General features: G+C 69.2%; 11 protein-coding genes and 1 riboswitch. All 11 genes read left to right on the top strand.

Going from position 1 to position 14339, the window contains the following annotated elements:
* The first annotated feature begins 51 nt into the window (after window positions 1-51).
* The 11 genes from Q0309_RS06425 to moaA all read left to right on the top strand — a co-directional run bounded on the left by Q0309_RS06425 (window position 52) and on the right by moaA (window position 14242).
* Entirely contained in the window at window positions 52-1470 is a 1419-nt protein-coding gene (locus Q0309_RS06425) for a M17 family metallopeptidase (protein ID WP_299438667.1), read from the top strand.
* Window positions 1471-1589: 119 nt separating this feature from the next.
* On the top strand, window positions 1590-3173 hold the full coding sequence (locus tag Q0309_RS06420) for a leucyl aminopeptidase (protein ID WP_299438665.1): 1584 nt from the start codon (window positions 1590-1592) through the stop codon (window positions 3171-3173).
* Window positions 3174-3233: 60 nt separating this feature from the next.
* Complete coding sequence (locus tag Q0309_RS06415) at window positions 3234-5651, top strand: PAS domain S-box protein (protein ID WP_299438663.1); 2418 nt, start codon at window positions 3234-3236, stop codon at window positions 5649-5651.
* Window positions 5648-6277 carry a tetratricopeptide repeat protein gene (locus tag Q0309_RS06410; protein WP_299438661.1) on the top strand — a complete coding sequence of 210 codons (630 nt, stop codon included), beginning with the start codon at window positions 5648-5650 and terminating at the stop codon, window positions 6275-6277. The genes Q0309_RS06415 and Q0309_RS06410 overlap by 4 nt, the downstream gene beginning before the upstream one ends.
* A gap of 137 nt (window positions 6278-6414) precedes the next feature.
* Window positions 6415-6558: riboswitch (TPP riboswitch) on the top strand.
* Window positions 6559-6667: 109 nt separating this feature from the next.
* Window positions 6668-8470, top strand: a complete 1803-nt coding sequence (gene thiC / locus Q0309_RS06405) for a phosphomethylpyrimidine synthase ThiC (protein WP_299438659.1) — start codon at window positions 6668-6670, stop codon at window positions 8468-8470.
* 492 nt (window positions 8471-8962) lie between these two features.
* Complete coding sequence (gene cobS, locus Q0309_RS06400; protein WP_299438657.1) at window positions 8963-9949, top strand: cobaltochelatase subunit CobS; 987 nt, start codon at window positions 8963-8965, stop codon at window positions 9947-9949.
* Window positions 9950-10164: 215 nt separating this feature from the next.
* Window positions 10165-10632, top strand: a complete 468-nt coding sequence (locus Q0309_RS06395) for a DUF4760 domain-containing protein (RefSeq protein WP_366940571.1) — start codon at window positions 10165-10167, stop codon at window positions 10630-10632.
* A gap of 27 nt (window positions 10633-10659) precedes the next feature.
* Window positions 10660-11091 carry a GFA family protein gene (locus tag Q0309_RS06390; protein WP_299438655.1) on the top strand — a complete coding sequence of 144 codons (432 nt, stop codon included), beginning with the start codon at window positions 10660-10662 and terminating at the stop codon, window positions 11089-11091.
* Between the two features lie 46 nt (window positions 11092-11137).
* Window positions 11138-12400, top strand: a complete 1263-nt coding sequence (locus Q0309_RS06385; RefSeq protein ID WP_299438653.1) for a DUF2478 domain-containing protein — start codon at window positions 11138-11140, stop codon at window positions 12398-12400.
* A 210-nt stretch (window positions 12401-12610) separates the two neighbouring features.
* The gene (locus Q0309_RS06380; RefSeq protein ID WP_299438651.1) at window positions 12611-13039 is read left to right on the top strand and encodes a hypothetical protein; all 429 of its coding nucleotides are present in this window, start codon (window positions 12611-12613) and stop codon (window positions 13037-13039) included.
* Window positions 13040-13252: 213 nt separating this feature from the next.
* Window positions 13253-14242, top strand: coding sequence for a GTP 3',8-cyclase MoaA (gene moaA / locus Q0309_RS06375; RefSeq protein ID WP_299438649.1), 990 nt, complete (start codon window positions 13253-13255; stop codon window positions 14240-14242).
* Window positions 14243-14339 lie beyond the last annotated feature (97 nt).

The raw sequence follows: 14339 nt of genomic DNA, 5'->3' as shown, positions 1-14339 counted from the left end.
CTATATAACTCCAAAGACCCGCGTTCCCGTCCTGCCGGAGATCCCCCGCCCATGGTCGACGCGCCCGCCTTCCGGCCGTCCCCGCCCTGCCTTGACTCCCTGATCGAGCCCCCGACAGACGGCACCCCCGTGGTGCCGCTGATCCCGGTGCGCGCCGATGGCCTCGACGACTGGTTGGCCGCCCAGGATCCGGGCCGCGCCGCCTGGGTGCGCGCCACCGGCTTTTCCGCCAAGATCGGCCAGACCTGTCCCCTGCCGGGGCCGGACGGCACGCTGGCCGGGATGCTGGCCGGGCTGGGCGACGGCCGCGACCGCTGGGCGCTGGCCGGCCTGCCACGGGCGCTCTCCCCCGGCGTGTTCGCGCTGGATGGCGCAGGAGACGGTGACGCGGTGGCGCTGGCCTGGGCGCTGGGGGCCTACCGGTTCGACCGCTACAAGGGCGAGCCGGCCGAGCCACCGGCCCGGCTGGTGTGGCCCGAGGGCTGCGACCGGGCGCGCGTCAGGCGGCGCGTGGCGGGCATGGCGCTGGTGCGCGATCTGGTCACCACGCCGGCGGCCGACCTGGGGCCGTCCGAGCTGGCCGGCGTCGCCCGCGCCCTGGCCGAGCACCACGGCGCGCGTTTTTCCGAGATCGTCGGCGATGCCTTGCTGACCGAGGACTGGCCGGCGGTGCACGCGGTCGGACGCGGCAGCGCCCGCGCGCCGCGCCTGCTCGACCTGCGCTGGGGCGACGCCGCCCAACCGCGCGTGACCCTGGTGGGCAAGGGCGTGGTGTTCGATTCCGGCGGCCTGGACCTCAAGCCGTCCTCGGCCATGCTGTTGATGAAGAAGGACATGGGTGGGGCCGCCCACGCCCTGGGGCTGGCGCACATGATCATGGACGCCGGGTTGCCGGTGTGCCTGCGCTTGCTGATCCCGGCGGTGGAGAACATGGTCTCCGGCGACAGCTTCCGGCCGCTGGACGTGATCCGCACCCGCAAAGGCCTGACGGTGGAGGTGGGCGACACCGATGCCGAGGGCCGGCTGGTGCTGGCCGACGCGCTGGCCGAGGCGGATCGAGAGACCCCGGCCCTGCTGCTCGACATGGCGACGCTGACCGGGTCGGCGCGCGCGGCACTGGGGCCGGACGTGCCGGCCGTGTTCACCCGCGACGACGCCCTGGCGGCGGACCTGATGGACGCGGCGACGGCGGTGGATGAGCCGGTCTGGCGCCTGCCGCTGCACGCGCCCTACCGGTCGATGCTGGACAGCACGGTGGCCGACATCCACAGCACCGGGACCAACCGCTTCGGCGGCGCCATCACCGCCGCGCTGTTCCTGGCCGAGTTCGTCTCGCCCGAGACGCCATGGCTGCACGTGGACATGTTCGCCTGGACCCAGAAAAGCCGGCCCGGCCGGCCCGAGGGCGGCGAGGCGCAGGCCCTGGCGGCGCTGTTCGGCCTGGTGGAGCGGCGGTTTGGCGCGGCGTAGCGGCTTATCGGTCCACTGCGCTTTCCCCTCCGGTCACGTCCTTGTAAAGTTCCGGCCGAACCCTGACGTTTGCGTGAGGCGCCGGACGCCCACCAGAGCCAAGAGAGAAGGATCCGTCGATGAAAGTGTCGTTCGCCAAGCCCGCCATCCCCGACAAGGGAGCCCTGGTCCTGGGTGTTCGGGAGGAGAACCTCCTGGGTGCCGTCGCCACCGAGCTTGACGAACTGACCGGGGGCCAGATCGGGCGCGCGCTGAAGGCCGAGCGGTTCAAGGGCGAGGGCGGCAAGTGCCTGGTGCTGAACGCGCCGCACGGCGTCACCCTGGATCGGGTGGTCCTGATCGGGCTCGGCAAGCCCGAGGCGATCACCGCCACCACCCTGGAAACCTTCGGCGGCACAGCCGTTGGCCGGCTCGGCGCGCTGGGCGACGAGACGGCGGCGCTGGTGCCCGACCTGCCCGGCGATGCGCCGCTGTCTGACGTCGAGGCCGCCGCCCATGCCGCCCTGGGGGCGACCCTGGCCGGCTTCCGTTTCGACCGCTACCGGACCAAGGAAAAGCCGGACGAGAAGCCGGCGCTGCGCAAGCTGTCGGTGCTGTGCGACGATCCCAACGCGGCCAAGAAGGCCTTCGCCCCGCTGGAGGCGGTGGCCGAGGGCGTCGACCTGACCCGCACCCTGGTCAGCGAACCGGCCAACGTGGTCTACCCCGAAAGCTTCTGCGAGCAGGTCAAGGACCTGGCCGACCTGGGCATCACGGTCGAGGTGCTGGACGAGCAGAAAATGCGCAAGCTGGGCATGGGCGCGCTGCTCGGCGTGGCGCAGGGCTCGGCCCGGCCGCCGCGCCTGCTGGTGATGGAATACAAGGGCGCGAAGGACAAGGACGCGGCGCCCATCGCCTTCGTCGGCAAGGGCGTGACCTTCGATTCCGGCGGCATCAGCATCAAGCCGTCCGCCGGCATGGAGGACATGAAGTGGGACATGGGCGGCGCCGGTGTCGTCGCCGGCCTGATGAAGGCCCTGGCCGGGCGCAAGGCCAACGCCAACGTGGTCGGCCTGTGCGGGCTGGTGGAGAACATGCCCTCCGGCACCGCGCAGCGGCCCGGCGACGTGGTGGAGACCATGTCGGGCCAGACCGTCGAGGTCATCAACACCGACGCCGAGGGCCGGCTCGTGCTGGCCGATGTGCTCTGGTACGCGCAGGACCGCTTCAAGCCCAGCCACATCATCGATCTGGCCACCCTGACCGGGGCCATCATCATCAGCCTGGGCGGCGAGCACGCCGGGCTGTTCTCCAACAACGACGACCTGGCCGAGGCCCTCTCCGAGGCCGGCGGCGGCGTGGGCGAGAAGGTGTGGCGCCTGCCCCTGGGCGAGGCCTACGACAAGATGCTGCGCTCGGACATCGCCGACATGAAGAACGTCGGCAACCGCGAGGCCGGCTCCATCACCGCCGCTCAGTTCCTGCAACGCTACATCCGCGACAAGGACACGCCCTGGGCACACCTCGACATCGCCGGCGTGACGTGGTCAAAGAAGGACAAGCCGACGGTGCCCAAGGGCGCCACGGCTTTCGGCGTGCGCCTGCTCGACCGCTTGGTCGCCGATGTCATCGAGTCCGACGGCGGCGCCGCCAAGGGCAAGGGCAAGAACGGTAAGGACGGCAAGGGCAAAGGCGGCAAGGGCAAGGACGGCAAGAAGAAGTAGGCGCCGCCCCGGGGCATCCGGCCCCGGCCCGGTTCTCTCAAGGGCGAGGACGAGTGACCCATGCGGGGCGAGGGACTTGATCGGGTATTGGATCTGTCGCCCCAGGCCGTGCTGCTGCTGGATCGGGACGGCCGGATTGTCGACGCCAACCGGGCCGCCGCGACGGCCCTGGGCGCCGATGAGGTGCGGTCCCTGATCGGTACAGACTACTTCCAGGCCCTGGCGCCGGAACTGGCCGAACGCCGCCGCGCCCGCTTCGACGCCCTGCTGGAGGCCGGCGGTGACGGCGCCGTTGACGCGGACGAGCCGCGCCGCCTCACCGAACGCATCCCGACGCCGGACGGCGGTGTCCGCGTGGTGCGCTGCTGCATGACGCGGGTGGGCGCGGATGACGGCCCGGCCGTGGCCGTGTTCGAGGATGACGCGAGCGCGGATGACGACGACCAGCCCGCCGAACGCCCGCGCGAGCGGCGCAGCGAGAACCGCTTCCGCAACGCTTTCGACCAGGCGCCGCACGGCATGGCGCTGCTTGATCCCGAGGGCCGCTGGCGCCGCGTCAATCCGGCCCTGGTCCGCATCCTGGACCGGCCGGTGGAGGCCCTGGTCGGCCAGTCCATGCTCGCGGTCACCCATCCCGAGGACTGGTCGCGCGATATCGCCTGGCTCGACGCGGCCCAGGAGGGGAACGCCGCGTCGTTCGACGCCGAAAAGCGCTATCTGCGACCCAACGGCACCATCGTCTGGGCGCGGGTGACCTGTGCCATGGCGCGCGCCGCCGACGGCACGCCGCACGAAATCGTCGCGCAGATCGCCGACATCACGCGGGAGCGCGCCGCCGAGGACGCCCTGCGGGCCAGCGAGAGCCGCTTTCGCGAGACGTTCACCGCCGCGCCGCACGGCATGGCCATCCTGTCGCTGGATGGCCACTTCCAGGACGTCAATCCGGCGCTGTGCACGATTCTCGGCCGTGATGAGGCCACCCTGGTGGCGCTCGACGTGACGGTGGTGACGCACCCGGAGGACCACAACCTGGAACTGGAGGCCGCCCGCCGCCTGCTGGCGGGCGACGTGCGCGTCTTTTCCGGCGAGAAGCGGTTCCTGCGGCCGGATGGGGCGGTCGTGAGGGCCTTTGTCAGCCTGGCGCTGGCCCGCGATGGCATGGGCCGGCCGCACCATTTCATCACCCACGTTCAGGACATCACGCGGCAGGTCGAGGCCGAGGCCCGCCTGCACGAGGCCATCGCCACCGCCGAACAGGCGCTGCTGGCCAAGACCCGCTTCCTGGCGGCGGCCAGCCACGACCTGCGCCAGCCCCTGCAAGCCCTGAACCTCTTCGTCTCGGTCCTGTCCAACCGTGAGGACGATCCGGCCAAGAAGGATATTCTGGGCAAGGTCGAGCGCTCGCTTGAGGGGCTGGCCGAGCTGATGAACACCCTGCTCGACATCTCCAAGCTGGAAGGCGGGGCGATCCTGCCCGATCAGCGGCCGTTCGGCGCCCGCTCCCTGTTGACGCGGCTGGCCGACGAGTTCGCGCCGGTGGCGGCCGAGGCGGGACTCACGCTTCGCGTGGTGGCGCCCACGGTGACGCTGTACAGCGACCCGGCGTTGCTGGAGATCATCCTGCGCAATCTCATCGGCAATGCTCTGAAGTACACCCCCAAAGGCGGTCAGGTGCTGATCGGCGCCCGGCGCGTCGATGGCGGGCATTGGCTGCGTCTGGACGTGCTCGATACCGGTCAGGGCATTCCGAAGGACCAGTGCCGGCTGATCTTCGAGGACTTCCACCGCGTTCCGGCGGCGCCGGGTGGCGGTGGGGTGCAGCGCGGCGGCCTGGGCCTCGGGCTGGGCATCGTGACCCGGGTGGCGCGCCTGCTGGGGGTGACGGTGAGCGTGGACTCGGTGGTCGGACGCGGCTCGCGGTTCTCGGTCACCGTGCCGTGCCACATCGACGCCGAGGACGAGGCGGGCTTCGACGACACGGCCGGGCCGGCGCGCCTGGAGCCGGGCGCGGACGGCGTGTCCGCGCTGATCGCCGAGGCCGGCAGCGCGGCGCGCGGGCGGCTGCACATGGTGGTGGTGGACGACGAGGCGCCGGTCCGCGAGAGCCTCACGCTCTTGCTGGACGGATGGGGGCACCGGGTCTCCGCCTTTGCCGGCCTGTCGGACCTGACCGAGGCGCTGCTGACCGACACGCTGGCGCGCCCCGACGTCATGCTGGTGGATTTCCGCCTGCCGAGCGGCCGCACCGGGGTCGAGGCGGTGGCCCTGGCGCGCGGCCACTTCCGGCACGCGATTCCAGCGCTGCTGTTGACCGGTGACACCGAAAGCCAAAAGCTGCGCGACGCCAGCCGGGGTGGCCTGCCGGTGTTGCGCAAGCCGGTGCGGCCCGACCAGTTGCGCTTGAAGCTGGCCGAACTCATCCGGGCTCACCAGGGCGGGGACGCCACCGCCTCGGCGAACGGAGGGGCGATACGATGACGACCGACGCGGACCCACCACCGCCGCCGCCGCTGGCGCCGGCGATCGCCGCCTGGCGCAACGGCGACCTGGAAACGGCCGCCACGCTGTGCCGCGAGCGCACGCGGGCCGATCCGCTGGATGCCGATGCGTGGACCCTGCTGGCCCGCGTGGCGCTGGCCTGGCGCCGCCCCCGGCAGGCGCTGGAGCTGTGCGGCCGCGCCCTGGTGGCGGAGCCCGCCCACCCGGAGGCACTGGTGGCGTTGGGGGCGGTCCTGGGCGCGCTGGCCGCGTTCGCCGAGGCGGAGACCGCCTGCCGGCGCGCGGTGCGGGTGCGTCCCGTGTCGGTGGAGGCCTGGCGCCAGTGGGCCGACGTGGCCCGTCTGGCCGGGCGCCACCGAACGGCTCTGGCGGCCGCGCGGCGGGTGGTCGCGCTGCGTCCCGAGGCGGTGGCGGCGTGGATCGGCCTTGGCACCGCCCTGGCCGCCGCCGGCGACACCCTGGCCGCCGGCCGGGCGCTGGCGCGGGCCTGTCGGCTTGATCCGGCCAGCGCGGATGCGCGGGATCGCTTGCGCCACCTGATGGCGCTGCACCGCGCGGCCCGGGCGGCGGAGGAGGCGGCGCCGGGCGGTGACGCTTCGCCATGACGGCGGGCGTGCAACCAAAACGCTGCCGGCGGGGCGGAACGCACCAAACCAAAAACCGGAACGGGCAAGGTCCATCCTGTGGCGTGTTGCGCCGGATGTCACCGGATTGACATCGTCCGCAAGGGCGACCATCGTGGTGCCTTCACCCGGGGGGTCCCGACAAGGGGCTGAGAGTCTGCTGGCGTGATCGGGCCACTTCGTGCCCTGGCATCGCGCAGCGCAGTGACCCGATGAACCTGATCCAGTTCACACTGGCGTAGGGATGGTGCGCGCGTCGCGGATCATGGTCTGGTCACGGTCAGACCGTCTCAACGGACCGGCCACGCTCTCCTTCCTCCCCGTGCGGACCTGGGTCGTCCACGCCCGTCCCGCCGAGGAGGCTGCCAAGCCATGGATGCGTCCGCCCCGTCCGTCACCACCGGCCCGCTGCCGGCGTCCCGCAAGGTCTATCACCCCGGCGCCCTGCATCCCGACATCCGGGTGCCGATGCGCGAGATCGCCGTGCATCCCAGCGCGGGCGAGCCGCCGGTCACCGTCTACGACGCCTCGGGGCCGTACACCGATCCGGACGCGGCCATCGCCATCGAGCAGGGCCTGCCGCGCCTGCGGGCCGACTGGATCATGGCGCGCGGCGACGTCGAAGCGTACGACGGTCGCGCGGTCGACCCGGCCGACAACGGCTTCGCCACCGGCGAGCGGCTGACGCCCCCCTTCCCCACACACCACCGACCGTTGCGCGCCAAGGCCGGCCGGGCGGTGACGCAGCTGGCCTACGCCCGTGCCGGCATCGTCACGCCGGAGATGGAGTTCGTCGCCATCCGCGAGACCCTGGGCCGTGCGGCGAAAAAGGAGGCGGCCGAGCGCGACGGCGAGAGCTTCGGCGCCGTCCTCCCCGACCATGTCACGCCCGAATTCGTGCGCGACGAGGTGGCGCGCGGCCGGGCCATCATCCCCGCCAACATCAATCACCCCGAATCCGAGCCTATGATCATCGGCCGGAACTTCCTGGTGAAGGTCAACGCCAACATCGGCAACTCGGCCGTCACCTCGTCCATGGCCGAGGAGGTCGACAAGATGGTGTGGTCGACCCGCTGGGGCGCCGACACCGTCATGGACCTGTCCACCGGCCGCAACATCCACAACATCCGCGACTGGATCCTGCGCAACGCGGCGGTGCCCATCGGCACGGTGCCGCTGTATCAGGCGCTGGAGAAGGTGGACGGCGTGCCCGAGAACCTCTCGTGGGAGGTCTACCGCGATACCCTGATCGAGCAGGCCGAGCAGGGGGTGGACTATTTCACCATCCACGCCGGGGTGCGGCTGGCGCATATCCCGCTCACCGTGGACCGGGTGACGGGCATCGTCAGCCGGGGCGGATCCATCATGGCCAAGTGGTGCCTGCACCATCACCGCGAGAGTTTCCTCTACGAGCACTTCGCCGAGATCTGCGACATCTGCCGCGCCTATGACGTGGCCTTCTCGCTCGGCGACGGCCTGCGCCCCGGCTCCATCGCCGACGCCAACGACCGCGCCCAGTTCGCCGAACTGGAAACGCTGGGCGAACTGGCCCGCATCGCCTGGGACAAGGACTGCCAGGTGATGATCGAGGGGCCGGGCCACGTGCCCCTGCACAAGATCAAGGAGAACATGGACAAGCAGTTGGAGGTCTGCGCCGAAGCCCCGTTCTACACCCTGGGGCCGATCACCACCGACATCGCGCCGGGCTACGACCACATCACCTCGGCCATCGGCGCCACCCTGATCGGTTGGTTCGGCACCGCCATGCTGTGCTACGTCACGCCAAAGGAGCATCTGGGCCTGCCCGACCGCGACGACGTCAAGACGGGCGTGGTGACCTACAAGATCGCCGCGCACGCGGCCGACTTGGCCAAGGGCCACCCGGCGGCGCGGGCGCATGACGACGCCATGAGCCGGGCGCGGTTCGAGTTCCGCTGGCAGGACCAGTTCAACCTGGCCCTGGATCCGGACACGGCGCACCGCTTCCACGACGAGACGCTGCCGGCGGCGGCGCACAAGGTGGCGCACTTCTGCTCCATGTGCGGGCCGAAGTTCTGCTCCATGAAGATCAGCCACGACATCCGCGACGACGCGCGGAAAGAGGGCATGGCGCAGATGGCCGCGCGCTACCAGGACGGCGGCGCCCTGTACGTGCCGGTGGAGGAGAAGGGGTAGGGGCGCGGATGTCCAAGCGCGCGGCTCGGTCCCACAGAGGCCATCCGTTCGGATATGGACTCTTGTGGGTCGCCTACCTATTCACTTGGTTCCCGCAGACCCGCTGTTATTACGCCTCCGTGGTCTCGACACGCTCAAATCCGAATGGGCGCTTGTCTCCCCCGGCTACACCTACAAGCGGCGGACCCCCTATGGTGGCGCGGGCTTGACGCGGCGGTGCATCGGACCCGCAGTGGACACTGGGGGCGTTCGCCCCCATGTCTGGGGCCGTGTGGAAGAGTCGCCGCGTCAGTCCGACCGACCGCCGGACCGGAAACACCGCGCTGAACGCTCAGGCCTGCGCACGCGCCGGCAAACGCCCCCGCCCAAAGCGGCCGGCCGCGCGGCCCATCACCAGCGGTCCGTCGGCCGATGAGTCGTGAAAGCCGTTTTCACGGCGCCGCGCTTTGCAGTACGCTCCGCCCACGTTTCCAGAACCCGTACGAGGACCCCATGGATATCTCCGCCGAGCCACCTCTGACGACACCCGAGACCACCGTTTCGGTGCGCGAGGTCTTCGGCATCGATTCGGACAAGCAGGTGCCCGCCTTCTCGACGAAGACCGAGCACGTGCCCGACCTCGACCCCAACTACCGCTTCGACCGCGATACGACGCTGGCGATCCTGGCCGGCTTTGCCCACAACCGCCGCGTCATGATCCAGGGCTACCACGGCACCGGCAAGTCCACCCACATCGAACAGGTGGCCGCCCGCCTCAACTGGCCCTGCATCCGGGTGAACCTGGACAGCCACGTCAGCCGCATCGATCTGGTGGGCAAGGACGCCATCGTGCTGCGCGACGGCCTGCAGGTGACCGAGTTCCGTGAGGGCATTCTGCCGTGGGCGTTGCAGCACGCCTGCGCCCTGGTGTTCGACGAGTACGACGCCGGCCGCCCGGACGTGATGTTCGTGATCCAGCGCGTGCTGGAGGTCGAAGGGCGCCTGACCCTGCTGGACCAGAACAAGGTGATCCGGCCGCACCCCTCGTTCCGCCTGTTCTCGACCGCCAACACGGTCGGTCTGGGCGATACGACCGGCCTCTATCACGGCACGCAGCAGATCAACCAGGGGCAGATGGACCGCTGGAACATCGTCGCCACCCTGAACTATCTGGAGCACGACGCCGAGGTCGAGATCTCGGTCGCCAAGCGCCCCGAGTACGACACGCCCGAGGGCCGCAAGCTGATCAGCCAGATGGTGGCGGTCGCCGACCTGACCCGCAACGGCTTCATCAACGGCGACATCTCCACCGTCATGAGCCCGCGCACCGTGCTGACCTGGGCCGAGAACGCCACCATCTTCGGCGATGTGGCGTTCGCCTTCCGGGTGACGTTCCTCAACAAGTGCGACGAGACCGAACGGCCGCTGATCGCCGAGTACTACCAGCGCTGCTTCGGCGCCGAGTTGAAGGAAAGCGCGGTCAACCTGACGGTGGCGTAAAGCATAGATAGCGTTGGATGTGGTCGTAGATTTGAGGGCCCGCGATGGATATGGCGCCTAACCCTGAGTTGGTAGCGGTTGCCACGTCTGAACAATGGCCGCCTCTGTGGGCCCTCCTTATTTCTCCCATTATTCTATTTATATCTGCTTCGGCGGCGATCCTCTTGGTTGTCCTGAATTATAACTCTTCTGAGCGGAACAGAAGAATTAACACGATGCTTCGTATATTCGAGATTGAGCAAGGAGAGCATTACAGCGGCATTCACAGAACGTTTAGCTTCGTAAAACAAGAAGGGCTATTTGATAGACTACATTCTCCCAGTTCCACTGAGTTCAGAAGGATGAGGAGTGATGTGCAGCAGTATTTGAACCATTATGAGTTGATCGCGATCGGCATCCAAGAAGGTGTGTTTAGCGATGCGCTTTATAAACGCTGGATGCGTGGGCCATTTGTACGGGATTGGAATACTGCCGCTGATTTCATCCAGCGGGAGCGTTGGAGGTGGGACGCACGCACCGGCAGGTGGATTTACCACGCAGCATTGTTCGAAAATTACCAAGCTGTAGCAAAGCAGTGGAGCGACGAAGCAGTCAGCCTCAATGAAAGCTATTCCCCGCCGCCGGCAGCGCCCGGCGGACCGGGGGACGAAGCCTACCCGGCGTCGGACGGCGGCACCGCGTAGCAACGCTCGCCAATGGGAGCCTCGCCCATGCAGCTATCCGGATCCTGCCATTGCGGCGCGGTCACGTTCAGCGTCGAGTCCGCGCACCCTGTGCCGTTCAACCTCTGCTACTGTTCGATCTGCCGCAAGACGGCCGGCAGCGGCGGCTTCGCCATCAATCTGGGGGCCGAGGCGGCGTCGTTGGCCGTGACGGGCCGGGAACACGTCACGGTTTATCACGCCCGGCTGGAGGACGGCGGCGAAAGCCCTGGCGAGCGCCATTTCTGCAAGCACTGCGGCACGGCGCTGTGGGTGTGGGATCCGCGCTGGCCCGACCTCATCCATCCCCACGCGGGCGCCATCGAAACGCCGTTGCCGGTGCCGCCGGAGCGGCTCCACCTGATGCTGGCCGGCAAGCCCGACTGGGTGGCCGGCCCCGACGGCCCGGCCGACCGGCACTTCGACGGCTACCCCGACTAGTCCCTGGCCGACTGGCACGAGCGGCTAGGGCTGGTGTCCGGCGAGCATGATGCCTGATCCACGAACACCCCGCCCCGGCCCGGCGGCCATGCTCTACCGCTCCGGTGAGGGCGCGGCGGAAACACACCTGCGCGCCTTTGCCGCCGCGTTGCGGGCGCGCGGCGTGCGGGTCGGCGGGCTGGCCCAGGTCACCGAGCGCGACGCCGCCGGCCGCAAGGTGCGCATGGACGTGATCGATGTGGCGTCCGGCGCGCCGCACGACATCATGCAGAAGCTCGGCCCGGACTCGAAGGCCTGCTCCATCGACACCCAGGGCCTCGCCGGGGCCAGCACCGTGTTGCGCGCGGCCCTGGCGCGGGGCGTCGATCTGTTGATCGTCTCCAAGTTCTCGCACCTGGAGGCCGAGGGCCAGGGGCTGGCGCACGAGATGTTCGCCGCCCTGGCCGAGCGCGTGCCGGTGCTGACCCTGGTGCCGGAGTCGCACGCGCTGGACTGGCTGCACGCCACCGCGCCGGTGGGGCGGCTGCTGGCGCCAACGCTGGAGGCCTGCTGGCGCTGGTGGGGGCCGCATGGCCTGTACGACGAGCTGCTGAGCGCGGTCCCGGCCGACGCGACGGCGCGCCGCGTCGTCGTCGGCCTCAACTGGACGCTGGTGGAGGGGCCGGACGGCGTCGGCCTGGCGCAGACGCCGACGCGGGACGGGCATGGCTGCCGGCCGCCGCCGGGCGCGGGCGATCTGACCGGGCGGCCCCTGGCCGAACTCGCCGTCGGCGCACGCGGGCACGGCCCGATGGCCCAGGCGATCGGCGCCGCCGCGCTGAATGCCGCCCTCAACGCCGACCTCAACCGGGGCGATCTGGCGGGCAAGACGGCCAACGGCCTCGACCTGTTCGCCGAGGCCGCCGCCACGGCCGAGACGCCGGTGATGGTCGGCGCCTTCCCGGGCGTGCGCGAGCGTGCCCCGCACGTGCGCGTGATCGAGCGCACGCCCGGTCCCGACCGCCACCCGGAGCACGCCGCCGCCGCGCTGATCCCGGATGCCGACGCGGTGCTGCTGACCGCCTCGACCTTCGCCAACGGCACGCTGCCCGGGCTGCTGGCGCTGACGCGGCCGGATGCCGAGGTGACGGTGGTCGGTCCCGGCACACCGCTGTCGCCGATGCTATTCGACCACGGTGTGACCACGCTGGCGGGCTTGGTGGTGACCGACGCCGAAGGCCTGGCCCGCGCGGTGGCCGAGGGCTGCGGCGCCCGCGCCCTCCGGCGGTTCGGCCGGGATGTCGTGCTGGGCGCGCCAGCGGGCCTATAGCTCAAGATGGGCCTATGCGTCTCCCTCAGCAGCCCATGTGCCGCCGTTGACCGTGCCCGGAAAAGGCTTATTCACGTGGCTCCGGGAGAGGCGCGGTCTGGTACCCTGGGACAGCTCTCTGGTACAACATGTTGAGTTCGCCTGAGCCACGTGAATAAGCCGGTAGATATTAATAACCGCTTTGCAATCACAGCCTTCGGGAGATCGTTTATGTCTAAAGATAACGAGAAGTGGAGGCTTCGGTTTGAGATTCAAAAAGGTTCTAGCGGTCCATTGAATCGAATCGTCGCAATATTGATGCTGCCAGTATTGACGCTCAGCGCTTACCTTGTTGCGGGGTCGAATGAGTACTGGTCTGGCATCGGCCTGATTATGGGTTTGACTTTGCTTGGGCTTGGGCTGACGCTGTGCTTCTTGACGCTAGCCAAGATGGCCGATAAAACAAAGCGTGGTTCCGATATTTTTAGTACTGTTTTCGCGCTTCTCGTCCCGCCCTTGATGTCGCTTTGTGCCTATACGATTGCCGCGGGAGATGCGTACTGGTCCGCTGTCGGTTTGATTGTTGGTGCCGGCATCATCGGTCTTGAGTTGGCATTGTGCCTGTTGATCGCGTCCCGGATCAGCAAAAAACAGGCATAGTCGCCGCTGCGTCTCCCAAAGGCCTGTAATTTGGACGGCCAGAAACGGCCCCATGAATGGGGCCTTTGCTCGCGGTTGCACGCCCGCCGGCGCACCAACGGGTCGCTGTCGGTGTCACGCGCGGCGCCCCTGGTCGGTGCGGCCCCGGATCGCTATGTTGGGGTCACAACACCGAAACAAAAACAAACACATCGACACAGGGAACCGTCCGGGATGATCGACCCCTTCGGCCGCCATATCACCTATCTGCGCGTCTCGGTCACCGACCGTTGCGACCTGCGGTGCCAGTACTGCATGGCGGAAGAGATGACCTTCCTGCCCAAGCGCGACCTGCTGACGCTGGAGGAACTGGACCGTGTCTGCCGCGCCTTCGTGGCCAAGGGTGTCCGCAAGCTGCGCATCACCGGCGGCGAGCCGCTGGTGCGCAAGGACATCATGGTGCTGTTCCGCCGCCTGGGGCGGATGCTCGACGGCGGCGGCCTGGACGAACTGACCCTGACCACCAACGCCACCCAACTGGCCCGCTTCGCGCCGGAACTGGCCGCCTGTGGCGTGCGGCGCCTCAACGTCTCGCTCGATACGCTGGATCCCGAGCGGTTCCGGGCCATCACCCGACGTGGCGACTTCGACCGCGTGATGGAAGGCATCGCCGCCGCCCGCGCGGCCGGCCTGCACGTCAAGATCAACACCGTTGCCCTGCGCGGGATCAACGACGACGAATACGACCGTCTGATCGCCTGGTGCGGCGAGCGCGGCCTGGATCTCTGCTTCATCGAGACCATGCCGATGGGCGACATCGGTGCCGGCCGCGTGGACCACTATCTGCCGCTGTCGGTGGTGCGGGAGCGTCTGGCCGAAACCTGGACCCTGCGCGACAGCACCCACCGCACCGGCGGCCCGGCGCGCTATGTCGAGGTGGCCGAGACCGGCCGGCGCATCGGCTTCATCACGCCCTTGACGCATAACTTCTGCGAGGGCTGTAACCGCGTACGGCTGACCTGCACGGGGACGCTGTATATGTGCCTGGGCCAGGAGGACGCCGCCGACCTGCGCGCGCCGCTGCGGGCCTTCCCAAACGACGACGGCCCGCTGTCGGAGGCCATCGACGCCGCCATCGCCCGCAAGCCCAAGGGCCACGACTTCGCCATCGACCGCGACAACCGCCCGGCCATCGCCCGGCACATGAGTGTCACGGGGGGGTAGGGGGCGGCCGGATAGATGGGAAAACCCCCGTTTTCTGCTGCGGCCAGAAGGCGGGCGATGTCGGCCACATTTGGAGGGCGATGATAACTGGAAATTA

Origin of the sequence: uncultured Rhodospira sp. (assembly GCF_937138205.1) — a bacterium.
Lineage (GTDB): Bacteria > Pseudomonadota > Alphaproteobacteria > Rhodospirillales > Rhodospirillaceae > Rhodospira.
The sequence above is the reverse complement of the archived record's forward strand: the minus strand, read 5'-3'. Positions and strand labels throughout refer to the sequence as shown.